Annotated in this window: 23 protein-coding genes; 12 read left to right on the top strand and 11 right to left on the bottom strand. The window is 72.9% G+C overall.

The genetic code is table 11. The features are described 5' to 3' along the window. The first annotated feature begins 125 nt into the window (after window positions 1-125). Complete coding sequence (locus RLT58_RS15025) at window positions 126-1334, top strand: cytochrome P450 (protein WP_311310878.1); 1209 nt, start codon at window positions 126-128, stop codon at window positions 1332-1334. Between the two features lie 29 nt (window positions 1335-1363). After that, complete coding sequence (locus tag RLT58_RS15020) at window positions 1364-1567, top strand: ferredoxin (protein WP_311310877.1); 204 nt, start codon at window positions 1364-1366, stop codon at window positions 1565-1567. 31 nt (window positions 1568-1598) lie between these two features. Here the strand turns inward: RLT58_RS15020 and RLT58_RS15015 are convergent, their stop codons facing one another. Further along, window positions 1599-2270 (bottom strand): pyridoxine/pyridoxamine 5'-phosphate oxidase, encoded by a 672-nt coding sequence (locus tag RLT58_RS15015; RefSeq protein ID WP_311310876.1) that lies wholly within the window; start codon window positions 2268-2270, stop codon window positions 1599-1601. Window positions 2271-2341: 71 nt separating this feature from the next. Further along, window positions 2342-3520 carry a thiolase C-terminal domain-containing protein gene (locus RLT58_RS15010; RefSeq protein WP_311310875.1) on the bottom strand — a complete coding sequence of 393 codons (1179 nt, stop codon included), beginning with the start codon at window positions 3518-3520 and terminating at the stop codon, window positions 2342-2344. 142 nt (window positions 3521-3662) lie between these two features. Between RLT58_RS15010 and RLT58_RS15005 the strand changes: the two genes are divergently transcribed. Further along, a complete protein-coding gene (locus tag RLT58_RS15005; RefSeq protein ID WP_311310874.1) occupies window positions 3663-4886 on the top strand; it encodes an acyl-CoA dehydrogenase family protein in 1224 nt (407 codons plus the stop codon). Beyond that, window positions 4886-5410 carry a nitroreductase/quinone reductase family protein gene (locus tag RLT58_RS15000; RefSeq protein WP_311310873.1) on the top strand — a complete coding sequence of 175 codons (525 nt, stop codon included), beginning with the start codon at window positions 4886-4888 and terminating at the stop codon, window positions 5408-5410. Before RLT58_RS15005 ends, RLT58_RS15000 begins: the two co-directional genes overlap by 1 nt. Window positions 5411-5582: 172 nt before the next feature. Here the strand turns inward: RLT58_RS15000 and RLT58_RS14995 are convergent, their stop codons facing one another. Continuing rightward, on the bottom strand, window positions 5583-6230 hold the full coding sequence (locus tag RLT58_RS14995) for a TetR family transcriptional regulator (RefSeq protein ID WP_311310872.1): 648 nt from the start codon (window positions 6228-6230) through the stop codon (window positions 5583-5585). A gap of 311 nt (window positions 6231-6541) precedes the next feature. Here RLT58_RS14995 and RLT58_RS14990 point away from each other — a divergent pair, with 311 nt between their 5' ends. Both RLT58_RS14990 and RLT58_RS14985 read left to right on the top strand, forming a co-directional pair. Continuing rightward, window positions 6542-7345 (top strand): VOC family protein, encoded by an 804-nt coding sequence (locus RLT58_RS14990; RefSeq protein ID WP_311310871.1) that lies wholly within the window; start codon window positions 6542-6544, stop codon window positions 7343-7345. Window positions 7346-7529: 184 nt separating this feature from the next. Next, window positions 7530-9953 (top strand): protein serine/threonine kinase AfsK, encoded by a 2424-nt coding sequence (locus tag RLT58_RS14985; RefSeq protein ID WP_399131545.1) that lies wholly within the window; start codon window positions 7530-7532, stop codon window positions 9951-9953. Between the two features lie 179 nt (window positions 9954-10132). Here the strand turns inward: RLT58_RS14985 and RLT58_RS14980 are convergent, their stop codons facing one another. Further along, the gene (locus tag RLT58_RS14980; RefSeq protein ID WP_311310870.1) at window positions 10133-10792 is read right to left on the bottom strand and encodes a hypothetical protein; all 660 of its coding nucleotides are present in this window, start codon (window positions 10790-10792) and stop codon (window positions 10133-10135) included. Between the two features lie 183 nt (window positions 10793-10975). On the opposite strand from RLT58_RS14980, the gene RLT58_RS14975 reads away from it, so the two are divergent. Further along, window positions 10976-11524 (top strand): hypothetical protein, encoded by a 549-nt coding sequence (locus RLT58_RS14975; RefSeq protein ID WP_311310869.1) that lies wholly within the window; start codon window positions 10976-10978, stop codon window positions 11522-11524. 12 nt (window positions 11525-11536) lie between these two features. Here RLT58_RS14975 and RLT58_RS14970 read toward each other — a convergent pair whose 3' ends face one another. The 3 genes from RLT58_RS14970 to RLT58_RS14960 are packed head-to-tail and all read right to left on the bottom strand — an operon-like array spanning window position 11537 to window position 13917. After that, window positions 11537-12316 (bottom strand): enoyl-CoA hydratase/isomerase family protein, encoded by a 780-nt coding sequence (locus RLT58_RS14970; protein ID WP_311310868.1) that lies wholly within the window; start codon window positions 12314-12316, stop codon window positions 11537-11539. Between the two features lie 6 nt (window positions 12317-12322). Continuing rightward, complete coding sequence (locus RLT58_RS14965) at window positions 12323-12763, bottom strand: Zn-ribbon domain-containing OB-fold protein (protein ID WP_311310867.1); 441 nt, start codon at window positions 12761-12763, stop codon at window positions 12323-12325. A gap of 5 nt (window positions 12764-12768) precedes the next feature. Continuing rightward, window positions 12769-13917, bottom strand: coding sequence for a lipid-transfer protein (locus RLT58_RS14960; RefSeq protein WP_311310866.1), 1149 nt, complete (start codon window positions 13915-13917; stop codon window positions 12769-12771). 101 nt (window positions 13918-14018) lie between these two features. On the opposite strand from RLT58_RS14960, the gene RLT58_RS14955 reads away from it, so the two are divergent. Continuing rightward, window positions 14019-15575: a FadD3 family acyl-CoA ligase gene (locus tag RLT58_RS14955; protein ID WP_311310865.1), complete on the top strand. Its 1557-nt coding sequence runs from the start codon at window positions 14019-14021 to the stop codon at window positions 15573-15575. Between the two features lie 88 nt (window positions 15576-15663). Here RLT58_RS14955 and RLT58_RS14950 read toward each other — a convergent pair whose 3' ends face one another. Both RLT58_RS14950 and RLT58_RS14945 read right to left on the bottom strand, forming a co-directional pair. Next, window positions 15664-15870, bottom strand: coding sequence for a co-regulatory small protein AfsS (locus RLT58_RS14950; RefSeq protein WP_311310864.1), 207 nt, complete (start codon window positions 15868-15870; stop codon window positions 15664-15666). Window positions 15871-16086: 216 nt separating this feature from the next. Further along, on the bottom strand, window positions 16087-19044 hold the full coding sequence (locus RLT58_RS14945; RefSeq protein ID WP_311310863.1) for an SARP-family global regulator AfsR: 2958 nt from the start codon (window positions 19042-19044) through the stop codon (window positions 16087-16089). A gap of 233 nt (window positions 19045-19277) precedes the next feature. On the opposite strand from RLT58_RS14945, the gene RLT58_RS14940 reads away from it, so the two are divergent. Then, window positions 19278-20516 carry an amidohydrolase family protein gene (locus tag RLT58_RS14940; RefSeq protein ID WP_311310862.1) on the top strand — a complete coding sequence of 413 codons (1239 nt, stop codon included), beginning with the start codon at window positions 19278-19280 and terminating at the stop codon, window positions 20514-20516. Between the two features lie 73 nt (window positions 20517-20589). On the opposite strand, the gene RLT58_RS14935 is transcribed toward RLT58_RS14940, so the two are convergent. Continuing rightward, window positions 20590-21420, bottom strand: a complete 831-nt coding sequence (locus tag RLT58_RS14935; protein ID WP_311310861.1) for a MerR family transcriptional regulator — start codon at window positions 21418-21420, stop codon at window positions 20590-20592. Window positions 21421-21582: 162 nt separating this feature from the next. Next, entirely contained in the window at window positions 21583-21786 is a 204-nt protein-coding gene (locus RLT58_RS14930) for a cold-shock protein (RefSeq protein WP_003967102.1), read from the bottom strand. Window positions 21787-22104: 318 nt separating this feature from the next. On the opposite strand from RLT58_RS14930, the gene RLT58_RS14925 reads away from it, so the two are divergent. The 3 genes from RLT58_RS14925 (at window position 22105) to mqnC (ending at window position 26242) form a co-directional block, all read left to right on the top strand. Next, window positions 22105-22983, top strand: a complete 879-nt coding sequence (locus RLT58_RS14925) for a menaquinone biosynthetic enzyme MqnA/MqnD family protein (protein WP_311310860.1) — start codon at window positions 22105-22107, stop codon at window positions 22981-22983. A gap of 271 nt (window positions 22984-23254) precedes the next feature. Continuing rightward, window positions 23255-24970, top strand: a complete 1716-nt coding sequence (locus RLT58_RS14920; protein ID WP_311310859.1) for a serine/threonine-protein kinase — start codon at window positions 23255-23257, stop codon at window positions 24968-24970. A gap of 72 nt (window positions 24971-25042) precedes the next feature. Then, complete coding sequence (gene mqnC / locus RLT58_RS14915) at window positions 25043-26242, top strand: cyclic dehypoxanthinyl futalosine synthase (protein WP_311310858.1); 1200 nt, start codon at window positions 25043-25045, stop codon at window positions 26240-26242. Window positions 26243-26248 lie beyond the last annotated feature (6 nt).

Below are 26248 nucleotides of genomic sequence, written 5' to 3'. Positions count from 1 at the left end.
GATAAAACTGGCCGAGCCGACGCGGTTCGGGGGATTTGGCCGAACAGCGCCTAGCCCGGATAGGTGCCTGGGGCATCTAGTGGTGGTGATCGGCAGGACACCCCCCTCTCGTTGCGAGGTCCGCCATGACAGAGACACAGACAGAGCCCGACGCCGTCGCCTTTCCGCAGAACCGCAGCTGCCCCTACCACCCGCCCACGGGATATCCGAGCGCGAGCCGAGGACAGCGGTCGGTGTCCCGGGTCCGCCTCTACAACGGCCGTACGGTGTGGCTGGTGACCGGGCACGCCGAGGCGCGCTCGCTCCTCGCGGACCCGAGGCTGTCCTCGGACCGTGAGCACCCCGCGTTCCCGCTGTTCGCGCGGCGCCAGGCCGAGACCACCCAGCGCCGCGTGGAGCTGATCGGCGTCGACGACCCGGAGCACAACACACAGCGCAGGATGCTGATCCCGAGCTTCACGGTCCGGCGGACGGCGGCGCTGCGGCCCCGCATCCAGGAGACCGTGGACCGGCTGCTCGACGCGATGGCCGAGCAGGGGCCGCCCGCCGAACTGGTCAACGCCTTCGCGCTGCCCGTGCCGTCGATGGTCATCTGCGCGCTCCTCGGGGTGCCGTACGCGGACCACGAGTTCTTCGAGGCGCAGTCCCGCAAGCTGCTGCGCGGACCCGACGCCTCCGATGTCGAGGAGGCACGGGACGCGCTCGACGACTACTTCCGCGCACTGATCGACCGGAAGCGGCGCGACCCCGGCGACGGGCTGCTCGACGAGCTGATCGCCAAGCAGCTGGAGAGCGGCGCGCTGGACCGCGAGGAGCTGGTGCGGCTGGCGGAGATCCTGCTCGTGGCGGGGCACGAGACGACCGCGAACATGATTTCGCTCGGTACGTTCACCCTCCTCCAGCACCCGGATCAGCTGGCCCGGCTGCGGGCAGGGGGCGAGGCGGTGCCGGCCGCCGTGGAGGAGCTGCTGCGGTTCCTGTCCATCGCCGACGGGCTCTCCCGGGTCGCCGTCGAGGACATCGAGATCGGCGGGGAGACCCTGCGGGCGGGGGAGGGGGTTCTGCTGTCCACGGCGGTGATCAACCGGGACGAGGCCGTCTATCCGGCTGCGGACGAGCTGGACCTCGGCCGCAGCGCGCGCAACCACGTGGCGTTCGGCTTCGGCATCCATCAGTGCCTGGGCCAGAACCTCGCGCGGGCGGAACTGGAGATCGCGCTGCCCGCCCTCTTCGACCGCTTCCCCGGGCTGCGGCTGGCGGTGCCCGCCGAGGAGGTCCCGGTCAAACCCGGGGACACGATTCAGGGGCTGCTGGAACTGCCCGTGACGTGGTGAGCGGAATCCGAGCGGAGGGACACAGGGACGTGCGTATCGATATCGACCGGGACGTGTGCATCGGCGCCGGACAGTGCGCGCTGGCGGCGCCGAAGGTGTTCACGCAGGACGACGACGGGCTCAGCGAGCTGCTGCCGGAGGCGGAAGCGGAGGGCGGGGCCGGACCTGCGGCCGGGCCCATGGTCGGGGAGGCCGCCCGCGCCTGCCCGGTCCAGGCGATCACGGTCACCTGACGGCAGGGGACGCGCGGGGCGGGGGCGGCCGTCACGGCCAGAGCAGCTCCCGCTCCCAGACCCCCGCGTCCGCCTCCCGCCGGTAGCGCAGCCGCACGTGCCGCCGCCGCGCGTCGCCCTGGAAGAACTCGGCCTCGCGCGGCTCGACGACGTACCGCGTCCAGCTCGCCACCTCCGCGTCCGGTTCGACCCGGGCCCGGTCCCAGGCCGCGTCCGAGGCGCGGTCGAGGTCCGCGACCGCGCCCAGGACCTCGCTCTGGCGGCCCACCAGGGCCGAGGCCAGCGCCCCGGTCGAGCGGGCGTGCAGATCGGCCCGGCTCTCGGCCGGGGAGCACACGGTGACCGGCCCCCGCACCCGTACCTGCCGCCCCTGCGCCGGCCAGTAGAACCCGAGCGCTCCGTACGGGCGGGCGGCAAGCTGGCGGCCCTTCGCGCTGGTGGAGTGCGTGGCGAAGTGCCAGCCGCGCGCGTCCGCGTCGTGCAGCATCAGGGTCCGTACGTCGGGCAGCCCCTCGGCGTCCGCAGTGGCCAGGGTCATCGCGTGCGGCTCGGCCTGCCCGGCGGCCACGGCCTCGGCGAACCAGGCGTGGAAGAGGGGGAGGGGCGCGTCGGGCGCGGCGGCCGGATCGAAGACCGGGAGGTCGACGTCCCAGACGCGCTGGGCGTGGAGGAGTCCGAGGAAGCTCTCGTGTGTGTCGCTCATGGGGCTATTGCAGCAGCCGCGGCCCGTGCCGGGGCGAGGGACCGCGCCCGGGGCGAGGGCGGGGCCCCGCCTCAGCCCCGTCCCAGCACCACCGTCCCCGACGAGCAGAACCAGCCGCCCGTGCCCGAGGCCACCGCCAGTTCCGGGAGGCGGCCGCCCGGCTTGCGGACCTGGCGGGCGCCGGCCTCGCCGCGCAGTTGGCGTACCGCCTCCACCAGCAGGAACAGGCCGCGCATGCCGGGGTGGCAGGCGGAGAGGCCGCCGCCGTCCGTGTTGACCGGGAGTTCGCCCGTGAGGCCCGTGCGGCCCTTCTCCATGAACGCGCCGCCCTCGCCCTTGGCGCAGAACCCCAGGTCCTCCAGCGTCACCAGGGTCATATAGGTGAAGGCGTCGTAGATCTCGGCCAGGTCGATGTCGGACGGGCGCACCCCCGCCCGTGCGAAGGCGAGGCGGCCCGAGACGGCGGCGGGGGAGACCGTGAAGTCGTCCCACTCCGACATGGCGGAGTGCGAGACGTGCTCGCCGGTGCCCAGGATCCAGACGGGGCCCTTCGCCGTGTCCGGGACGTACTCCTCGGCTGCCAGCAGCACCGCGCAGCCGCCGTCGCTGCGGATGCAGCAGTGCAGCTTGGTGAAGGGGTCCGCGATCATCGGCCCGGACAGCACCTCGTCCACCGTGAGCGGGGTGCGGAACATCGCGTCCGGGTTGGCCGCCGCGTTCGCCCTGGCCTGCACCGCCACCTCGGCCAGCTGCTCCGGCGTGGTGCCGTACGCGTGCATGTGGCGGCGGGCGGCCATCGCGTACTTGGCGATCAGCGAGTGCCCGTACGGCACCTCGAACTGCAGTGGGCCCCGCGCCCCGAAGGACAGGCTGGAGGTGCGCCGGCCCGCCCTGATGTCCGCCCGCGCCGTCGATCCGTACACCAGCAGGACGGCGTCGGCCCGGCCCGCCGCGATGGCGTCCGCCGCATGGGCCGCCATCACCTCCCAGGTCGACCCGCCCACCGAGGTGGAGTCCACCCAGGTGGGTTTCAGCCCCAGATACTCGGCGACCTCGACCGGGGCGAGCGTGCCCAGACCGGCGGAGGCGAAGCCGTCCACGACGGACCGGTCCAGGCCCGAGTCGGCGAGCGCGCGGCGGGCGGCCTGGGCGTGCAGGGCGTACGGCGTGGCCGTGTCGACGCGTCCGCAGTCGGCCAGGGATATGCCGACGACCGCGACCTTGCGGGGGGAGGAAGTCCTTGAAGGCATAAATCTGACGGTACATCAGATACAGGGGCGGCGGATACGTGCGCGGATGCCCGGCCGGGGGTGGGAATCTCGTTGCCGCGCCTCTAGCATGACGACCCGTCAGATCAGAGGCCGTCGGTCTCTGAGGGGAAGGAGCCCGACGATGGACGCCGCCTTCACCGCGGAACAGGACGAGATCCGCCGCACCCTGCGCGCCCTGCTCACCGAACACGGCGGACCCGACGACGTACGCGGCGCCGCAGCCACCCCGGACGGCTACGACGCCGCGCTGTGGCAGCGGCTCGCCCGCGACCTCGGGCTGTCCGGACTGGCCCTTCCGCCGGAGTACGGGGGCGTGGGCTGCGGGGCCGTCGAACTCGCCGTCGCCCTGGAGGAGACCGGCCGCGCCCTGCTGCCCTCCCCGCTGCTCGCCACCGCCGTGCTCGCCGCGCCCCTGATCCTGGCCCTCGGCACCGCCGCACAGCGCGCGGCCCTGCTGCCGCCCCTCGCGGCCGGCGGGCTCACCGCCGCCCTCGCCGTCCCCGGCGGCTCGCTGTCCACGGCCCTCGGCCTCACCGGCGACGCGACCGGCGGGGCCTGGGCGGGCGGCGGCCGGGCGGGCGGGGTGCAGGCCCGGCCCGCCGGCGGCGGGAACGGCGGGTGGCGGCTGTACGGGGAGGCCGACCGGGTCCCCGACGGGCACAGCGCCGGACTGCTCCTCGTCGCCGCCCACGCCGGGGGCTTCCCGCGCAGCCGCACCCTGCTCTTCCTGGTCCGGGCGGACGGGCCGCAGCCGCCCGCCGGACTCGTCCGCACCCGGCAGACCTCGCTCGACGAGACCCGGCCGCTCGGCCGGATCCAGCTGCGCGACACCGAGGCCGAACTCCTCGGCGCCGACGACACCGCGGACGCGGCCGCCGCCCTCGCCGCCGTGGGGCACACGGCCGCCGCCGCGCTCGCCGCCGAGGCGGCCGGGGCGGCGGCGAGCGCGCTGGAGCGCACGGTCGCCTACGTGGGGGAGCGCGAGCAGTTCGGCCGGGCCATCGGCTCGTTCCAGGCGGTCAAGCACCGCCTGGCGGACCTGTACGTACGGGTGCGGTCGGCCCGTTCCGCCGCCTATTACGCGGCCTGGGACCCGGAGGCCGGCGGGCTCGCGCTGGCCCAGGCGCTGGAGGCGCTGCGGATCACCGCCGCGGAGGCCGTGCAGCTGCACGGGGGCATCGGCTTCACCTGGGAGCACGAGGCGCAGCTCTACTTCAAGCGGGCCGCCGCCGGTGAGCTGCTCCTCGGACCCGTCCACCGGCTTCGCGACCACGCGGCCGAGCGGGCCGGGCTCTTCGGGCCGGAGCGGGGCGTGGCGGGTCCGGCCGGGCGGGTGGCGGTCTGATGGCGGCCGGGGTGAGGCTCGTCCAGAAGGTCTCCGCCACCCGGGCCTTCGCCCGGATCGCGCCCCATGTCGTGCCCGCGATGGACCGCGCGGTCCACCGGCTCACGCGCGGGAAGGTGCTGCTCAGCGCGCAGATGCTGCCCGGGGTCGTGCTGACCGTGCCGGGGGCGCGCAGTGGCCAGCTCCGGACCACTCCGCTGGCCTGCATGCCGCAGCCGGGCGGAGGCACGGGCGGGGGTGCGGGCTCGGACTCGGGTGCGGGCGGCAGCTGGATCCTGGTGGGCAGCAACTTCGGCCGTCCGGGGCATCCGGCCTGGACGGCCAATCTGCTCGCCCGTCCGGACGAGGCGGTCATCAGCTGGAAGGGCCGGGACATCGCGGTGCGCGCCCGGCTGCTGGAGGGCGCGGAGCGCGCGGAGGTGTGGCGGGCGGCGCTGGCGTTCTGGCCGCCCTATGCCGCGTACCAGGCGCGGATCGACCGGGAGATCCGGCTGTTCCGGCTGGAGCGGCGGGAGGGGGCCTGAATCCGCCGGGCGGAGTCCGCCCGGCCCGGGGGTTCGGTCCGGGGGTTCGGTCCGGGTCCGGGTACGCCGACGGCGGACCACCTGCGTGGTCCGCCGTCGGTGAGACAGGACCTGGGGCACCCGGGATCACCGCGCGTCGCCCAGTACGTACGAGCGGGAATCCGCGCGGGCGCTACTTCGTCGGCTTCTTGCCGGTGATCCCCAGATGCACCAACAGCGCGAGGTTCGGGCGGAGTTCGGCCTGCTTGACGCCCCAGGTGGTGAACCCCTTCTGGTGCGAGGCGACCGCCGCCAGCATCGCGACCAGGGAGCCCGCCATCGCGGCGGGGCTGACGTCCTTGTCGACCTTGCTCTTGGCCTGGAGCTCCTTCACCGAGTCCGTGAGGGAGTTGGTGACGGAGTTCAGGATCTTCATGCGGATCTTGTAGAACCGCTTGTCGCCCTCGGCCGCGCCGAGGTCGACCACGCGCAGGATCGCGTCGTTGCGCCGCCAGAAGTCGAGGAATCCCTCGACGAGTTCTTCGGACGTCTGCCATCCCGCCTTGCCGACCCAGGAGCGCCCGGCGACCAGTTCGGTCAGTCCGGCACCCTCCTTGGCCATTTCTTCGGCGATTTCGAGGACCGCGCCCTCGACGTCGGGGAAGTACTGGTAGAAGGTCGCGGGTGAAGTCCCCGCCTTCCGGGCGACGTCGATGACTTTGACGTCCCGGTACGGCGAGGAGCTGAGCATCTCGCTGAGGCAGTCGAGCAGCTTCTGCCGCGTCGCCTGTCCTCGCCGACCGGCCACGCGGCCGTCGACGGTGCGTACTTGTCCTGTCATGCCGTCAGCTTACCGACGGGTGATCGGAGCGCGATTCGGCCGACTGCAAATGGGGAGCGGTGCCGGGAGCGGGGCGGGGAGCGGTGCCGGGAGCGGGGCGGCGAGCGGTGCCGGGCACCGGCGCTTTCCCACAGTGCGATTAGTGTTATCAACAGCCTGTGGACAACTTCCGTGGATAACTTTCCGTGACGGCTCCATTCGGTACGGGGTCCGGGTCGGGGCGCGAGCGGCGCTCCGCGCGGCTACGTTGGTGTGACGAGCGTGTGTGACGAGCGTCACCACGGCGTCCCGCGACGGAAGGATCCGGGCCCATGGCCGCATTCGCGCAGTCCGCCCCCTGCTGGGTGGATGTGCAGCTCTCCGACCTCGAAGCGGGCAAGCGCTTCTACGGCGAGCTCTTCGGCTGGACCTTCCGGGCGGGCGAAGGCCCCCGTGCCGACGCCCTCAGCGACGGAAAGCTCGTGGCCGCCCTCGCCGCCAAGCGCGACGGCCGGATGCCGACCGAATGGGGCGTCTACTTCGCCACCGACGACATCGCCGCGTCCGTCGCCCGCATCCGCGCGGCCGGCGGCCAGATGATCACCGACCCGGTCCGGGCCGGTGACGCGGGGGTGCTCGCCCAGGCCGCCGACCCCGGCGGCGCGGTGTTCGGCCTCTGGCAGGCCGACGGGCGCGAGGGCTTCGAGAAGCAGAACGAGCCGGGCTCCTTCTGCTGGACCGAGGTCTACACCCGCGAGAAGGAGCGCGTGGACGCCTTCTACGAGGAGGTCTTCGGCTTCCTGCCCACCGACCTCGCGGAGTCCGGCGCCGTCGGCGGCCCGGGCACGGACGAGTCCCGCGTCGACTTCCGCATGTGGTCCCTGGCCGGCACCGAACCGGGCCCCGACACGGCGGTCGGCGGGCGCAGCGTCATCACGGACGCGTTCCCCGCCGTGATGCCCAGCTACTTCCTGACCTACTTCACCGTCGCGGACTGCGACGGCTCGGCCGCGACCGTCGAACGGCTCGGCGGCCGGATCTCCGCACCGCCCTTCGACATCCCCTACGGACGGATGGCGGTCCTCCAGGACGACCAGGGCGCCGTCTTCGCCGTACTCCAGGAACCTGTGGCCTGATGTCCTGATACGGCATGGAGTGGCACGGGACACCCCGATCCGCCCCCGGGTTCGCAACCGGGGCCTTCGCCAGGAACAATCGGGGTGCGCACCGCCGGGTGGTGCCCAGTGATGAGACGCTGCACACGGCGGGTTTTTCGCGGACCTCTGTTCCCTGAGGTCCGTACGGGGAGGTGGCAGGCAAGTGGTGGAGCAGCTGACGCAGCACGACCCGAGGCGGATCGGCCCGTTCGAGGTGCTGGGACGGCTCGGGGCCGGCGGCATGGGGCTGGTCTATCTGGCCCGGTCGGCGTCGGGCCGGCGGGTGGCGATCAAGACGGTCCGTACGGAACTGGCCGAGGACCAGCTGTTCCGGGTGCGCTTCACGCGTGAGGTGGAGGCCGCGCGGGCCGTCAGCGGCTTCTACACGGCCGCCGTGGTGGACGCCGACCCGCGCGCCGCCGTGCCCTGGCTCGCCACCGCCTATGTGCCCGCCCCCTCGCTGGAAGAAATAGTGAATGAGTGCGGGCCGATGCCGACCCAGGCCGTGCGCTGGCTGGCGGCGGGCATCGCGGAGGCCCTCCAGTCCATCCACGGGGCCAAGCTCGTCCACCGCGACATGAAGCCGTCCAACGTGCTCGTCGTCGAGGACGGGCCCCGGGTGATCGACTTCGGTATCGCGTCCGGCGTCTCCAACACCCGGCTCACCATGACCAACGTGGCCGTCGGCACGCCCGCGTACATGTCGCCCGAGCAGGCGCGGGACTCGCGCAGCGTCACGGGCGCGAGCGACATCTTCTCGCTCGGCTCGACGCTGGTCTTCGCGGCGACCGGTCATGCGCCGTTCCACGGGGCCAACCCCGTCGAGACGGTGTTCATGCTGTTGCGCGAGGGCCCCGACCTCGCGGGTCTGCCCGACGACCTGCGGCCGCTGATCGAGTCCTGCATGCAGATGGACGCCTCGCTGCGGCCCACCCCGGCCGAGCTGCAGGCCCAGCTCTCCCCGCACCTCTTCGCCTCCGGCGGCGACGACAGCGGTACGGCGTCGGCCTGGCTGCCGGCCGCCGCCACGGCGATGATCGAGCAGCGCCGGGGCGGGGGGCGTGCGGTGGCCCCCGCGCCCCCTGTCACGCCTCCGCCCGCCCCCCAGCCGGCGCCGGGCGCCGACTGGGACGGCGCCTGGCGCAGCGGCGGCGGCGCGCGTCCGCCCGCCCCGCCCGCCGCGCCGCCGGTCCAGGCACCCGCCCCGCTGCCCTCCGCCGTGTCCTCCCCGGCGCCCGACGGCGGTCCGGTCCGGCTGTCCGGCGGGAACGTGCCGATCGGGCCGGGGCCGCGCGCCAAGGACGTACGGGCCTCGGCCGCCGCCGCGGACGCCGGTCCGGCGACCGGCTGGGTCCGGCCGCCCGCCGGGGTGAACGGAGCGGGCGCCTCCGCCCCGACCGCACCCGTACCCCCGCCGGCGCACGCCCCCGACAGCGGGCAGTCCGGCCCCGAGCGCTGGCGGCCCTGGCGCTTCCGCATGTCGAACGACGTGTGGGGGACACCGGTCGTCGTCGGCGATTTGCTGTACGTGACCTCCTTCGAGGTCCACGCGCTGGACACCGGCAACGGGCGGCGCCAGTTCAAGACCCGTGACGTGGCCTGGGCGATGGCCGTGGACGGCGGGCGCATCCACGCGTCCGACGGCCCGTCGCTCTACGCCCTGGACGCGACCACCGGCACCGAGCGGTGGCGCCTCCAGACCGACGCGTGGGTGTACTCGCTCAAGGCCGACCGGGGCACGGTCGTCACCGGCACCCGGGGCGGCGGGATCCAGGCGTGGGAGGCGTCCACCGGCGAGAAGCTGTGGGACCTCACCGGCGCGCAGACGGACTTCGAGACCCCGGAGGCCGGTCCCGCCGTCCACGACGGCACGGTCTATCTGTGGCAGGACGCCCGGCTGCGGGCCGTGGACGCCCGCACCGGCGTCGAGCGCTGGTCCTACCCGGTCGGCGACGCCGCGTCCTGCGGCGGGGTGCCGTTGCGGGTGACCCCGGCACCGGACGGCTATGTGTACGTCTCCGCCGGGACCCGGGTCCTCGCGGTGGACATCGCGTCCGGGCGGGTGCGCTGGCACTTCGAGTCCCCGGCGGTCTTCCTCTCGCCGCCCGCGTTCGCCCCCGGGCCCGCCGTCACCGGCGGCGGGGTGTACCTCGCGGACTACCTCGGCACGGTGTACGCCCTGGACGCCTCGACCGGCAAGGACCGCTGGCGCATCGCCACGGAGTCCCGGCAGTCGAGCGAACCGGTGCTGGTGGTCGCGGGCAACGTGCATGTGGGCAGCGGCAGCGCGCTGTACACGCTGGACGCGGTCACGGGCACTCCGAAGTGGCGGTTCGCCGCAGGCGGCGAGGTGGTCGGCTCGCCGGTCGTCGCGGACGGACGCGTCCACTTCGGCTCGGCGGACCATGTGCTGTACACGCTGGACGCGGCGGGCGGCCAGCTCCGCTGGAAGCTGGCCACGGGCGGCGAGATCACGGGGTCGCCGGTGGCGCAGGGGGGTGTGGTGTACGCGTGCAGCAAGGACCGCTGCGTGTACGCGCTGGACGCGCTGAAGGGCACCGGCACGGGCAACAGAGCCCGCGCGTAGCCTCCCGGCCCGTGGCCGACCGCCGCTTCAGCTTGTCCGGACGACCTTTCCGGCTGGTGGCCGGCCGGGCTTCAGGCTGTCCGGGCGACCCTTCCAGCCCGTCCGGCGATTGAGGACGGAACCGGTGCCGGGTGGGCGGTGCACAAAGGGTCCGGGTGCGCCCGGTGGCCGCTTCGTCCTCAATCGCCGGACGGGCCGGGCGGGCCGGGCGGTGGGGCGGAGGGCGGGCGGGCGCGGTCCTGGACCGGATACGTGGTCGTCGGCCGCGTGTCGCGCGGGGACCCCGGCGGCGGCCCCACATACGGGTCGGGTTCCGGTTCCGGCCAGGGGCTCGTCTGTACCGAAGGGCCCGGCTCCCGCGTGGGCGGCCACGTATCGGGCGACGCCGACCCCGGCACCCCGTACGGCTCGTCCACGCGGCTACGGCGCCGCCGCCCCGACATCACCGCCGCGCCCAGCAGCATCAGCACACCGCCGCCCGCCGCCCATGCCACGCCCTCCTGGAGTCCCGTACCGTCGCCCGCGATCGTGAGGCTCCCCGCCGCCTGGCCGGCGCGCACCATCCACAGCACCGTGAACCCGAGCACCACCACGCCCGCGAGGGCGACCAGCGGCCGGAAGCGCAGGACCACGCCGACGACCGTCACGACCGCGGCGAAGAGGAAGGGCAGCCACAGGGACCCGAACAGCCCGGGATGCGCCCCGGTGACACCCGTGAACAGGTCACCGATCCGGTAGTGCCGCCCGAGGCGGCCGTCGTACCAGTCACGGAAGGGGCTCAGCACGGCGGCCGCCGCTCCTGCGAGAGCGACGATCGAGCCGAGGACGTTACGGATCATCTCCGGACCTCCTGCTCTCGCTCCGACGCTACGCCGCACGCGTGACACCCGCCACCAGACGATGACGAGACCGTGACAGGGCCATGACCGGCCCGCCGGTCGGCGGCGGCATGCTGTGCGTTACGGTGTCGCGCGCCCGATCGCGCGGCACGACACAGACACAACACAACGGGGGCGGCATCGATGATGCGGCAGCACATCAAACTGACGGTGGTCCTGGTCGCGGTGGTTCTCGCGCTCACCGGCTTCTCCAGCTCCAGCCACGGCGGCAAGAGCGGCAAGAGCCGCAAGTCCAGCAGTAGCAGCAGCGGCGGCGGGTGCTCCAACTCCAAGAAGCACAACGGCACCTACCACGACAACGACTACGACGACGATGACGACTACAGCGGCTCGTCGAGCAGCTCCACCGGCTCCACGTACGGAACTCCCACGCCCACCGCGACCGACGCCCCGCGCGCGTACGTCTTCCGCTGCGCGCAGCCCGGCAAGGGCAAGCGCAAGGCCGTCACCACCTCGACCGTGCGGCTCACCGCCGCCGCGAGCGCGGTCGGCAGCCACACCTACGAGGTGGACGTGAACTTCCTGGACGCGGTCGGCAACACCGTCGACACCGGTGAGGCGACCGTGGAGGCGGACGGCGGCGAGACCAAGACCGTCTCCGTGCGGATGGTGCACCCGAACAAGGTCTCCCGGGTGAAGAAGTGCGCGGTCACGGCCGAACTCAGCTTCTGAGCCCCCGGCCCCTCACCGCAGCCGGTACGCGCCCGGCCCCCTGCCCCGCCCCCCGAACAGCTCCGCCTGCCGCTCCGGCGCCAGGTTGCCGAGCGCGATCAGGTGCGGGGCATGGGCGAGCGCCTGCGCCCGCGCCGCCTCCCCGGCGGACCAGACGGCCCGTACGGTGCCCTGCACCGCGCCGGCCGGGTACGAGGCGATGACCGCCGCCGCCCGCAGCGACGCCGCGACCGCGCCGCCGGGCGGGGTGACCTCGCTGACGAGCCCCGTTTCGTACGCCCGCCGGGCCGAGACCCGTTCGGCCGTCCCCATCAGCGCCATCCGGGCGACCTCCCCGATCGGCATCCGCCGCGCCATCGAGATCGCCTCGTACGCGCTGACCATGCCGTACGACGTGTGCGGGTCGAAGAACGTCGCCTCCTCGGACGCGATCACGAACTCCGCCTCGCCCAGCAGATAGAACGCCCCGCCGCAGGCCATCCCCTCCACCGCCGCGATCACCGGCTTCCACAGGTCGTTGGCCTTCGGCCCGATCGCGAGCAGCGGATCGTCGATCGTGTACGGGGACGAGGGCTGCGGCACGTCCACGTCCCGGTCGATCCCGGTGCAGAACGCCCGGGTGCCGGCCCCGGTGACGACGACCGCCCGCACCTCGTCGTCGTACCGCAAGGCCCGCCAGGCGGCGGCGAGTTCGGCGGCGGTCGCCAGGTCGATCGCGTTGTGCTTCGCCGGCCGGTCCAAGGTGAGCAGCGCGACCCCGGTCTCGCGGTCGGTCTCCGTGCGCAGGGCCATCGCCGGTCACCGCTCCAGCAGCCAGCGGACCAGGGTCACGCCGGGGGAGACGGGGCAGAAGACGGCCCTCACCGCGGCCCCGATCCGCAGCCGCGCCGGATCGACGGAGTCCAGCGGCGCGTCGGGCCCGCTGACCACATTGCCGACGAGCCGGATGCCGGGGGCGTCGGCCAGCTCGACGACGACCGCGTTGTACGGGGCCTGGGCGGCGTACGCGGGGAGCAGCGGGGGATGCGGCAGCACGTACGACCAGATGCGGCCGCGCCCGCTCGTCGCCCGCCACTCGCTGTCGAACGACCGGCAGTGCGGGCAGCACGGCCGGGGCGGGAAGCGGAGCCGTCCGCAGTCCGGGGCGGCGCACGCCTGGACGCGGAGTTCGCCGCGGGCCGCGTACTCCCAGAAGGGTGCGCCGTCCTCGTCGACGACGGGCAGCAGCAGTCCGTCCATGGTGGTCAGCTCCTCAGCAGTACGGCGGACGTGGGCACGCCCTCCCCGGCGGTGACCAGGCAGGTCGAGGCGTCGGGGACCTGGGCGGTGGAGGTGCCGCGCAGCTGCTTCACGCCCTCGTTGATGAGGTTGAAGCCGTGGATGTAGCCCTCGCTCAGGCCGCCCCCGCCGGTGTTGACGGGCAGCCGCCCGCCGATCTCCAGGGCGCCGCCCTCGGTGAACGCGGCGCCCTCGCCCCGGCCGCAGAATCCGTATCCCTCCAGGGAGAGCGGGATGAGCGGGGTGAACGCGTCGTAGATCTGGGCCACATCGACGTCCTCGGGCCCGAAGTCGGCCTGCTTCCAAAGCTGTCGGGCGGCGGCCCAGGCCGGTCCGGTGAGCGGGTCGTCGTTCCAGTAGTTGACCATCCCGTGGTGCTGGGAGGGGAGTCCCTGGGCGACGGAGTGGAGGTAGACGGGCTTCTGCCGGCAGTCACGGGCCCGTTCGGCGGAGACGACGACGCAGGCCAGCGCCCCGTCCGTCTCCAGGCAGTTGTCGAAGAGGCAGAGCGGCTCGCTGATCCAGCGCGAGGTCATGTACATCTCGCGGGTCAGCGGTCGCTCGTACATCACGGCGGCGGGGTTCTGGTTGGCCCGGTTGCGGCAGGCCAGCGCCACGTTGAAGAGGTGGTCGCGGGTGGCTCCGTACTCGTGCAAGTAGCGCCGGGCGAGCATCCCGATCTCGTCGGCGGGGCGCAGCAGGCCGTAGGGGCGGGTCCACTGGGCGGGGGTGGGCAGCTGCACGGCGGTGTTCCTCCAGGGGCGCGGGCCCGAACCGCGCTTCCGGGACCGCCAGGCGACCCCGACGCTCGCCTGCCCGGTCGCGACGGCGGCCGCGAGGTGCCCGAGGGTCGCGCAGGAGCCGCCGCCGCCGTACCCGACCTTGCTGAAGAAGGTGATGTCGCCGGCCCCGATCGCCTTGGCGATCTCGACCTCGTCGGTCTCCTCCATCGTGTACGAGGCGAACGCGTCCACCTCCGACGCGGCGATGCCCGCGTCGTCCAGCGCCGCGACGATGGCGCGGCAAGCCAGAGTCTTCTCGGACTCGAGCAGGTGCTTGGCAAACTCGGTCTGTCCTATACCGGCTACTGCCGCCTTGTCCTTGAGCGTCGCCACCGCCACCTCCGAGGCCGTCGTGACTGCTGACAGCGGAGGAGGCTACAGCTAATCTGACGGATAGTCAGCTACTGCGGTTCCGTTCGGCGGGAGGGCACGAGATGCGCGGCGACGAGGAATGGTCCACCGTCCCCGGCCTGGTGCGGTCGGCGGCCGAGCGGTACGGCGGCCGGGAGGCCGTGGTCGAGGGCCGCACCCGCATCACCTACACGGAACTCGGCGAGCGCGTGGAGCGGGCCGCCGCCGCGTGCATGGCCGCCGGGGTGGAGCCGGGGGACCGGGTCGCGATCTGGGCGCCCAACACCCTGGACTGGATCGTCTCCGCGCTGGGAGCGGTGACGGCGGGCGCGGTCCTGGTCCCGCTCAACACCCGCTTCAAGGGCGCGGAGGCGGCGTACGTCCTGGAACGGTGCCGCGCCAGGCTGCTCTTCGTCACGGGCACCTTCCTGGGGACGTCGTACGTCGCGTCCCTGCGCCGGGCCGCGGCGAAACTCCCGCACCTGGAGAAGGTGGTGGTGCTCGCCGACACCGCGCCCGACGACTACGTGACGTGGAAGGACTTCCTGGCGGCGGGCGAGCGGATCTCCCCGGAGCGGGTACGCGAACGGGCGGACGCGATCCCCTCCGCCGCGCCCTCCGACATCGTCTACACCTCGGGCACCACGGGCCGGCCCAAGGGCGCCGTCATCAGCCACGCCCAGACCCTGCGCTGCTACGCGATCTGGAGCGACCTGGCGGGACTGCGCGAGGGCGACCGCTATCTCATCGTGAACCCGTTCTTCCACACCTTCGGCTACAAGGCGGGCATCATCGCGTGCCTGATGCGGGGCGCGACGATGATCCCGCAGCCGGTGTTCAACGTGGACACGGTCCTCGCCAACATCGCGGCGGAACGCATCTCGGTCCTGCCGGGCCCGCCCACGCTCCACCAGTCCCTGCTGGACCACCCGGCCCGCGCCTCCCACGACCTCTCGGCGCTCCGCCTCGTCGTGACCGGCGCGGCGGTCGTCCCCCTCCAGCTGGTGAACCGCCTGCGCACCGAACTCCGCATCGCCACGGTCCTGACCGCGTACGGCCTCTCCGAGGCGAGCGGCATCGTCACGATGTGCCGCCGGGGCGACGCGCCGGAGGTCATCGCCTCCACCTCGGGCCGCGCGATCCCCGGCACGGAACTCCGCGTGCTGGCCGCCCCGGGCGAGCCGGGCGAGATCCTGGTCCGCGGCTTCCACGTGATGAGCGGCTACTTCGAGGACCCGGAGAACACGGCCGCCGCGATCACCTCGGACGGCTGGCTGCACACGGGCGACGTGGGCGTCCTGGACGAGGCCGGCAACCTGCGCATCACGGACCGGATCAAGGACATGTTCATCGTCGGCGGCTTCAACGCCTACCCGGCGGAGATCGAACAGCTCCTGGGCCTGCACCCGGACGTGGCCGACGTCGCGGTGGTCGGCGTCCCGGATCCCCGCCTCGGCGAGGTCGGCAAGGCCTACGCGGTCCGCCGCCCGGGCGCGACGGTCACGGCCGACGACCTGATCGCCTGGTCCCGCCGCGAGATGGCCAACTACAAGGTGCCCAGGGCGGTGGAGTTCGTGACGGAACTCCCGCGCAACGCGAGCGGCAAGGTGGTGAAGGGGGAGCTGCGGGGGCGGGCGTAGCCGGCCCGCCCCCGGACATGCAGCGGCCGCGACGGCTCCCCCTCCGCGCCGCCGCGGCCGCTCCCCCGTACCTCGTCGAGTGAGTCCGCTACGCCTTCTCGGAACCCGCGTGGTTCTCCTGCGGCTTGAGAAGGTCCTTCGGGGTACCGCCCGCGTGGTTCTCCAGGGTGACGACGTTCTCGGTCACGCTGCCCGCGTGGTTCTCCAGCGGGGTGACCTTCCCGTCGCCCGGGCTCCCGGCGTGGTTCTCCTGCGTGGTGGCTTCACCGGTCTTGGGCTTCAGTGCGTCGCTCATGCTTGTCTCCCAGAGGTCTAGCGTGTTCGGTCGGCGATGCCCGCCCGGCAGCTCCCCCGTGGGCCGCCGGACGGGCGTATCAGGGCCGTTCACCCTAGCGGTGCGGTGCCCCGTGCAACCCGCCTGCCCCCCGACGCGACGGATCGATGGGGACAAGACTGACGAGTGGCGATAAACGTTCGATGAACGCCCTCGGCGAGCGGGCGGGCTCCGCCCTCAGGCCGCCGCCGCGGGGGCGAGGAGTCCGCGTACCTCGTCCGCCTCGGCGGCGCCGGTCTGCTCGTAGATGGACAGCGCCTCGTGCCAGCACGCGCGGGCCCGGTCGATCTGTCCGAGGTGGCGCAGGGCACGGCCGAGCGTGGTCAGGACGTTGCCCCGCATCCACTCGCCCCCGATGACCCGCAGGGCCAGGGCCTGTTCCGCGTGCTGCGCCGCCTGGGCCGGGCGCAGGGCCGCCAAGTGGGCCTCGGAGATGCGGAAATGGGTGGATCCCTCCCACAGGCGCTGGCGGTTGCCCTGGAAGACGCGCAGCGCCTCCGCCAGCTGCTCCAGCGCCTCGGCGGACCGGCCGGCGCGGGTGAGCGCGATGCCCAGCGCGAAGCGCCCGTTGGCGGTGCGCAGGCTCAGCCCCATGCCGTCGAAGATGGCCGTGCCCTGCTGCGCGAGCTCCACGGCGCTGGCGACCCGGCCCATGTCCACGTGGATCCTGGAGAGGTTGCACAGGGCGGAGGCCTCTCCGACGAGGTTCTTGTCCGCGCGGTAGTTGTCTATCGCCTCCTGCAGGAACCTCTCGCCGTCCGTGTGCCGCCCCTGGTAGAACGCGATGATGCCCCGGTCGTTCGGGGCCCAGCAGGCCGGGATCGGGTCTCCGGAGGCCCGGGCGAGTTCCATCGCGTGCCCGGCCTCCTCGTCGGCCAGGGCGAAGCGGCCGGACACGAGGTACACCGTGGACAGGGAGGCGCGGGCCCGCGCCTCGGAGCGGGGGTCGCGTGCCGCCCGCGCCGCGTCGCGCAGAGCCGTTCCGGTGGTCTCGTACTGACGGGAGTTCGCGCCGGACTCGGCCAGGTCCTTCGCCGCGCAGAGCAGGTCCACGGCCCGCCGGAGCATGCCGACCGACGCGCACTGGTGCGCGCAGGCGAGCAGGGCGTTGGCCTCGCTGTAGAGCCAGTCCACCGCCGCGTGGCCGTCGGCGAACGAGAGGCCGGGGCGGTCGGGCGACTCCAGATGGGCGACCGCCCGGTCCCCCGGCCGCTCCAGCGCGTACACCCCCGCCGCCGTCGCCAGATAGAAGTCCAGCAGGCGCGACAGCGCCGATTCGCGCTCCTGGGGGGACTGTTCGTCGCGCTCCGCGCACGAACGCGCGTAGAGGCGCACCAGGTCGTGGTAGCGGTAGCGGCCCGGCGCCGCGGACTCCAGGAGGGACGTGTCGACCAGCGCTTCGAGGAGGTCCTCCGCCGTGTGCGGGTCCAGGTCGAGCAGGGCCGCCGCCGCGGCCAGCGAGATGTCGGGGCCGTCCGCGAGGCCCAGGAGGCGGAAGGCGCGGGCCTGGGCCGGCTCCAGCTGGCCGTAGCCGAGTTCGAAGGTGGCCTTGACCGCGAGGTCGCCCGCCTGGAGCTCGTCCAGCCGGCGCCGCTCGTCCGCGAGTTTCGCGGCGAGCACGGAGACCGTCCAGGTGCGGCGGGCGGCCAGCCGGGACGCGGCGATACGGATCGCGAGGGGCAGGAAGCCGCACGCGGCGACCACGTCGAGCGCGGCCTTGCGCTCGGAGTTGATGCGCTCATCGCCCACGATCCGGGTGAAGAGCTGAAGTGCCTCCTCCGGCGACATCACGTCCAGGTCGACCAGATGCGCGCCGGCCAGGTCCACCATCCGCACCCGGCTGGTGACCAGTGCCGCGCAGCCCGCCGTCCCGGGCAGCAGCGGCCGGATCTGGGCCGCGTCATGGGCGTTGTCCAGGAGGACCAGGACGCGGCGCCCGTCCAGCGTGGAGCGGTAGAGCGCGGCCCGTTCGTCCAGGGTGTCGGGGATCGCGGAGTCCGCCGTGCCCAGCGCGCGCAGGAACGCCCCGAGGACCGTCTCCGGCTCGGCGGCGCGGTGGCCGGCGCCCTGGAGGTCCACGTACAGCTGGCCGTCCGGGAAGTGCTTGCGGGCCTGGTGCGCCACATGCACGGCGAGCGTGGTCTTGCCGACGCCCCCGATGCCGGCCAGTGCGGAGACGGCCATGACGGAGCCCTCGGCCGTGGCGAGCCGGTCGCCCAGCTCCCGCACGAAGGGCGCGCGGCCCGTGAAGTCGGGCACGGTGGCCGGCAGTTGCGCGGGCCGCAGCGGCGCGGACGCCGGGGCCGGCTCGTCCACCGGGCGGGCCAGCTCCTCGTCCGCCCGCAGGATGCGCTGCTGGAGCTGGGCCAGCTCCGGGCGCGGGTCGACACCCAGCTCCTCGGCGAGCAGCCGGCGGGTGTCGGCGTAGACGGCGAGTGCCTCCGCCTGGCGGCCGCTGCGGTACAGGGCCACCATCAGCAGCTCGCGCAGCCGCTCGCGCAGCGGGTGCGCGGCGGTCAGCGCGGTCAGCTCGGAGACCGCCTCCGCGTGGCAGCCGACTTCCAGGTCCAGATCGAGACGGGTCTCGGTGAGCTGGAGCCGCCACTCCTCCAGCCGGGTCCGCTGGTTCTCCGCGTACGGTCCGGGCACGGAGGCCAGCGCCTCGCCGTCCCACAGCCCGAGCGCCTTGTTCAGCAGCACCCGCGCCTGGCAGCGGTCGCCCGCAGCCCGCGCCTTCTCCGCGTCGGCCGCCAGCTCCTGGGCCACGGTCAGATCGAGCGCGTCCGGCCCGGTCCGCATCGCGTAGCCGCCCGAATCGCTCGCCAGCACGTCAGGACCGAGTACCTTGCGCAGCCGCGAGGCGTACGTCCGCACGGCGGCCAGCGCCTGCGAGGGCGGGTCCTCGCCCCAGATGGAGTCGATGAGTTCGGCGGCCGTCGCCGTGTGCCCGCCGCGCAGCAGCAGGGCCGTCAGCAGCGCGCGCTGCTGCGGCGAACCGGACGGCAGCGTCTCGCCGCCGCGCCGGGCCCGTACCGGACCGAGCACGGAAAACTGCAGCATGGCCTCGTCCGCCGGCCGCTGCTCCGGAGCCCGCTGCACCGGAACACGTACCCGTGGCCCGTCGTCACGGCCCATTGCTGCCTCCTGTCCTGCCTGAGCGCTGCCCGGCACGGTCCTTACATGTCCGGATCCGACCGAGGCCATCCGGATTGCTCCATACCGTTGGTATCGCCGTCAACAGTCTGCCTTGTGAGGGGTGGACGCGTCAGCAGCGGATGACTCTCTGCACAAGCCTTCGACAACGATTGTGGAACGGGCCCGCGTCCAGAGAGCTGACGGTTCGTCAGATCGGCGCTACCGTGGAACGCATGGAGACCTTCCCGAAGATCATCTCGGTGGACGACCACACGGTGGAGCCCGCTCATGTCTGGCGGGACCGGCTCCCGTCCAGGTACGCGGACCAGGGCCCGCGCATCGTCCGCGCGCCGCTCAAGGAAATGACCTTCATGGGCGGCAAGTTCGCGCCCGTGATGGGTGCGAAGGGTGACGAGGGCCCGGTCGGCGACTGGTGGGTGTACGAGGATCTGCACCGCCCGCTCACCCGGCTCGACACCTCCGTCGGCTACGACAGGGACGAGATCAAGCTCGAAGTCATCACGTACGAGCAGATGCGTCCCGGTTCGTTCTCCGTGCCCGACCGGCTCGCGGACATGGACATCAACCACGTCCAGTCCGCCCTGTGCTTCCCGACGTTCCCCCGATTCTGCGGCCAGACCTTCACCGAGGCGAAGGACCGCGAACTGGGGCTGCTCGGGGTGCGCGCCTACAACGACTGGATGGTCGAGGAGTGGTGCGGACCCGAGGCGCACGGCCGGCTCATCCCGCTCACCCTGGTCCCGCTGTGGGACGCCACGCTCGCCGCCGAGGAGGTCCGGCGCAACGCCGCACGTGGAGTCCGTGCGGTGGCCTTCTCCGAGATACCTCCACATCTCGGACTGCCGTCCATTCATACGGACGACTGGGATCCGTTCCTGCGGGCGTGCGACGAGACGGGGACGGTGATCGCCATGCACATCGGCTCGTCGTCGAAGATGCCGTCCACCTCGGCCGACGCCCCGCCGGCCGTCGGCTCCACCATCACCTTCGCCAACTGCTGCTTCTCGATGGTCGACTGGCTGATGAGCGGCAAGTTCGAGCGCTTCCCCCACCTGCGGATCATGTACGCGGAGGGCCAGATCGGCTGGATCCCCTACATCCTGGAGCGCGCCGACGTGGTCTGGGAGGAGAACCGCGCCTGGGGCGGGGTCGCCGACAAGGTCCACCGGCCGCCGTCCGAGCTGTTCACCGAGCACGTCCACGGCTGCTTCTTCGACGACGCCTTCGGCCTCAAGAACCTGGACGCGATCGGGGTGGGGAACGTCCTGTACGAGACGGACTACCCGCACTCCGACTCCACCTGGCCCAGGTCCCGCGAGGTCGGCGAGGCCCAGATGGGGCACCTGGCCCCGGACGTCGTGGACCGCATCGTGCGCCGCAACGCGATCGACCTGCTCGGCCTGACGGCGGACGGGCTGTGGCCGGGACCCGGCGGAGGCGCGGGGGCGTAGGCGGAGAGGCTCGGGGACAGGCCTCAGGGAGGGGGAGGGGCCGGCCGTACGAGGGACGGCCCCTCCCCCTGGCTCAGGCGTCCCCGACGACCGGCTCCTGGAGCTCCGTCACCCACTCCGCCCTGTCCTCGGGGCATTCGAGGTTGACCTCGCGGGCGTACCCCGCCGACCGGTAGCCGTTGGCGTCGATCCAGCGGGCCAGCGTCTGGGAGGTCGGCAGGATCCCGTCCATCGAGTCCCGGTGCACGACGGTCGCCGCCTCGAACGGGGGCAGCTCGACCACCGTCACCCCGGTGTCACCCAGCGGCCCCGCCGGCGCCGAGACCGTCACCCCGGCGTGGACGACGACCGCGCCGCCGCCGTCGGGGACGTCCTCGTACCGGGCGATCCCGGGGCCCGCCGGGCGGACACCGGCCTCCTCCAGCAGCGGGAACAGCCGGTCGTACAGCGGGCCGATGACCGGGGTGATGTTCTCCGGCTCGTAGCCGTCGGCCACGCCGGTCAGCTCCGCGACCCGTACCGCCGGCACGTTCTTGATCACAACATCGTCGGTGGACATGTGTCCCTCGCTCTCGATCGACCGGAGCCTCGCCTCGATCCGGGCCAGCCGGGCCGCCGCGGCGGCCATCGCCGCCTCCAGCTCCGACCTGCGCAGCCGCAGCATCCCGCGCAGCTCCTCCGGACCGACCTCCTCGTCCAGGACCGCCCGCACCTGCTGGAGCGTGAAGCCGAGGTCCTTGAGCGCGATGATCCGGTTGAGCCGGGCCAGCAGGCCGGCGCCGTAGTAGCGGTAGCCGGTGGCGGGGTCGGTGCGGTCCGGGCGCAGCAGCCCGATCGCGTCGTAGTGACGCAGCATCCGGGCCGACACCCGCCCGTACCGGGCGAAGTCTCCGATGGTGAACATGACGTCTCCCACTGCACGGGTTCACACGGTGTGAAGGTCAAGAGGCGGCCGGAGGGATCTGGCGCGGCCCACCACAGGCAGGAGCCCCGCTCCTCCGCCGGGGCGGGGGAGCGGGGCTCCTTGGGTACTGCTTTACCGGCCGCGATCGGCCGACCCGGGCAACTAGGCCGGGGTGACGTTCTCAGCCTGCGGACCCTTGGGTCCCTGAGTGACGTCGAAGTTCACGACCTGGTTCTCCTCGAGGGAGCGGAACCCGGACGCGTTGATCGCGGAGTAGTGGACGAAGACATCCGGGCCGCCGCCGTCCTGGGCGATGAAGCCGAAGCCCTTTTCAGCGTTGAACCACTTGACGGTTCCGGTAGCCATAAGCCCTCCTTGGGCCAAAGGGTTGCCCTGCTCCAGAACCTGCAAAGAAGTCTGAAAACTACAAAAGCCTGCGGGTTACATGCTCCGCAGGCTCTGTACTGCAAGGGAAACCAAACTGCAACTTGGCGTCGAGCCTAGCACGCAGCGTGTGCGGAAGGGTAGAGGGAAAGATCACTTCACCCGGATGTTTGATTGCCGTGCGGATGAGCGCTCCGAGAGACCTTCGGGGACCATTCCCGGCACCCCGGGAGGCCCGATCGTGCGACGGCGCGCGCCCCCGGTGGGGCCGCCGGGCGGTGACGGGTCTAGCCTCGCGATGTGGACAATTCAACCGTCTCGAACGCCGCGGTCGACGACCGTCGCCATCGGCCGCGCGTCGGCCACATCCAGTTCCTGAACTGCCTGCCCCTCTACTGGGGGCTCGCACGGACCGGAACCCTGCTCGACCTGGAGCTGTCCAAGGACACCCCGGAGAAGCTCAGCGAGCAGCTGATCAGGGGCGATCTCGACATCGGCCCCGTCACCCTGGTGGAGTACCTGCGCAACGCCGACGACCTGGTCGCCTTCCCCGACATCGCGGTCGGCTGCGACGGGCCCGTCATGTCGTGCGTGATCGTCTCCCAGCGCCCGCTGGAGGACCTCGACCGGGCCCGGGTCGCCCTCGGATCGACCTCCCGCACCTCCGTACGGCTGGCGCAGCTGCTGCTCGCCGAGCGGTACGGGGTCACCCCCGACTACTACACGTGCCCGCCCGACCTCGGCGTGATGATGCAGGAGGCGGACGCCGCCGTCCTCATCGGAGACGCCGCCCTGCGCGCCAACCTGCACGACGCCCCCCGCCTCGGGCTCCAGGTCCACGACCTGGGCGCCATGTGGAAGGAGTGGACGGGGCTCCCCTTCGTCTTCGCCGTCTGGGCCGCGCGCAAGGACTACCTGGCCGCCGAGCCCACCGCCGTGGCGAAGGTCCACGAGGCGTTCCTCGCCTCACGGGACCTCTCGCTGGAGGAGGTCACCAAGGTCGCGGAGCAGGCCGCGCGCTGGGAGGCCTTCGACGCGGAGGTACTGGAGCGCTACTTCACGACCCTCGACTTCCGCTTCGGGCCCGCGCAGCTCGCCGGCGTCCGCGAGTTCGCCCGCCGGACCGGCCCGACGACGGGCTTCCCGGCGGACGTCACCGTGGAGCTGCTCGGGGGATGAGGGGGGCGCGCGGGAATGCCCGGCCATTCCGGCGCGGATACGGATTCGGGTGAACGCGTGCCGAATGGCCGATTGCGGGAGCGCCGGGGACAGGTCTCCGACGCCTCCCGCAATCGCCCCGGGGAGGGCGCATTCACGCCTTTTGTTGCGGTGAATGACGTCATTCGTTCCCTTGGGGCCGAAATCGGCGGATGGTTTCCTCTGTGACCCGATGACCTTCGCCTCTAGGCTTCGGTCGGAGGTCCGGCCGGTCCACAGGGGGAGTCCTTATATGCAGCCGCTGGAAGCCGGCGAACCGCTGAGCATCGGTGCCTACCGGCTGCTCGGCAGACTCGGTGCCGGCGGCATGGGCCGCGTCTATCTCGGGCGCAGCGCCGGCGGCCGTACCGTCGCCGTCAAGGTCGTCCATCCGCACTTCGCGCTCGACGAGCAGTTCCGGGCCCGGTTCCGGCGCGAGGTGGACGCGGCCCGGCGGATCGGTGCCCAGTGGACCGCGCCCGTCCTGGACGCCGACCCGGACGCCCCGGTGCCGTGGGTGGCCACCGGCTATGTGGCCGGGCCGCCGCTCTCGTCCGCCGTCACCGAGCACGGCCCGCTGCCCGAGCACGCGGTACGCACCCTGGGCGCCGGGCTCGCCGAGGCGCTCGCCGCCGTCCACCGGCAGGGCCTGATCCACCGGGACGTGAAGCCGTCCAACGTCCTGCTCGCCCTCGACGGCCCCCGCCTGATCGACTTCGGTATCGCCCGGGCCGTCGACGCGACCGCCTCGCTCACCTCCACCGGCGTCTCCGTCGGCTCGCCCGGCTACATGGCGCCCGAGCAGATCCGGGGCCTGGAGATCTCCGGCGCGGCCGACATCTTCTCGCTGGGCGCGGTCCTCGCGTACGCGGCGACCGGTGCCGCGCCCTTCCTGGGCGACTCCTCCGCCGTCCTCCTCTACAAGGTGGTGCACGAGGAACCGGAGCTGGGCGACCTGGAGGGCGGGCTGCGCGAGATCATCGGCTCCTGCCTGGCGAAGGACGCGGCGCTGCGGCCGACCCCGGCGGAGCTCGCCCGGGAGCTGGCACCCGACGGGGCGGCGGTCGCGGTGGCGGCGGGCTGGCTGCCCGGACCCCTGGTGCGCGAGGTCAGCCGCTCGGCGGTCGCCCTGCTGGACCTGGAACCGCAGGACGCGCCGCTGCGGTCCGGGCCGGTGCCCTTCAGCAACGCCTCGTTCGGCGCGGGCGCGCCGGCCGGAGCCCTCGGCGTCTTCGGGCCGCCGCCCGAACCGCTCCCGCAGACCCCGCCCCCGCCGGGCCGGCCGCCCGCCACCGGGACGGACGGGGTGCCGGGGCAGCGCACCGGCGACTCCCGGTTCGCCGTCACCATGAGCGCCGACTCCCGGCCGGGCGAGCACCGGGGGCGCCGGCTGAGCTGCACCGTCGCCCTCGCGGTGGCCGGGGCGCTCGCCGCGGTGACCGTGGGCAGCGCCTTCCTGTTCGACCTGATGCCGGGCGGCGGCGGGAGCGACCACGCCGAGGGCGGGGCCGCCCAACCCCCGCCCGCCGCCACCTCCTCCGCCGGTCCGTCGGCGCCCTCGGACACCGCGACCGGGGAGCCGGAGCGGGGCGCCGAGGTCCCCGCCGACTTCGTCGGGACCTGGCGGGGGCCGCTCACCGAGAAGTCCAACGGCAACCCGCACGGCACGCTCACCGCCGTCTTCGTCAAGGGCGGGAAGGGCGCCGACGTGGTCCGGATGACCACCTCGCTCTCCACCCTCGGCGTGGACATCGACTGCTACAGCGTCGCCACCCTCACCTCCGCCACCGACAGGGAACTGACGCTCCGGGAGCGCGCCGACCCCGACCGGAGCAGCACGGAGGGGCTCTGCACCACCACGCCCGCCGACATCCACTTCACGCGGGCGGCGGACGGCACCCTGCGGTTCCGGTCCGAGGAACGGGGCGCCGGACTTCCGTACGGCACGCTGACCCGGTCCGGCGGCTGACCCCTGCCGGGGCTGGCGTACGCTGAACCGGTCCGTAGATCCGTTGAAAAACCGCCGAAAGGTGACAGCCCGGTGACCGAGAAGGCCGACCTCCAGCCCATCCTCGACCGAGCCGCCGAAGGCGGCCGGATCACTCCGGCGGAGGCCCTCGACCTCTACCGGTCGGCGCCCCTGCACGCCCTGGGCGCGGCTGCGGACGCCGTGCGCCGGCGCCGGTACGCGGGCACGGAGCACATCGCGACGTACATCATCGAGCGCAACATCAACTACACGAACGTCTGCGTCACGGCGTGCAAGTTCTGCGCGTTCTACGCCGCGCCCAAGGACACCGCCAAGGGCTGGTCCCGCGACCTCGACGACATCCTGCGCCGCTGCGCGGAGACGGTCGAACTGGGCGGCACGCAGATCATGTTCCAGGGCGGGCACCACCCGGACTACGGCGTGGAGTACTACGAGGAGCACTTCTCCGCGATCAAGAAGGCGTTCCCGCAGCTGGTCATCCACTCCCTCGGCGCCTCCGAGATCGAGCACATGGCCCGGATCTCCAAGGTCTCCGCCGAGGAGGCCATCAGCCGTATCCACGCAGCGGGCCTCGACTCCTTCGCGGGCGCCGGCGCCGAGCTGCTGCCGGCCCGGCCGCGTACCGCCATCGCCCCGCTCAAGGAGTCCGGCGAGCGCTGGCTGGAGATCATGGAGATCGCCCACGGCCTCGGGGTCGAGTCGACCTCCACCATGCTGATGGGCACCGGCGAGACCAACGCCGAGCGCATCGAGCACCTGAGCATGATCCGCGACGTGCAGGACCGCACCGGCGGCTTCCGGGCGTTCATCCCGTACACCTACCAGCCGGAGAACAACAAGCTGAAGGGGCAGACGCAGGCCACGCTCTTCGAGTACCTGCGGATGATCGCCATCGCCCGGCTCTTCCTCGACAACGTCGCCCACATCCAGGGCTCCTGGCTGACCACCGGCAAGGAGGTCGGCCAGCTGTCGCTGCACTACGGCGCGGACGACCTCGGCTCGATCATGCTGGAGGAGAACGTCGTCTCCTCCGCCGGTGCCAAGCACCGCTCCAACCGGCTGGAGATCATCGACCTGATCCGCAAGGCGGACCGGGTCCCGGCCCAGCGCGCCACCACCTACGAACACCTCGTCGTCCACGACGACCCGGCGAACGACCCGGTCGACGAGCGCGTCGTCTCGCACATCTCGTCCACCGCGATCGAGGGCGGCACCGCCCACCCGGAGCTCAAGCTCCTCAACGCCAACTAGGCGCGC

This window comes from Streptomyces sp. ITFR-16 (assembly GCF_031844705.1).
Taxonomy (GTDB): Bacteria; Actinomycetota; Actinomycetes; order Streptomycetales; family Streptomycetaceae; genus Streptomyces.
This window is presented reverse-complemented; position numbering and strand designations above follow the sequence as displayed.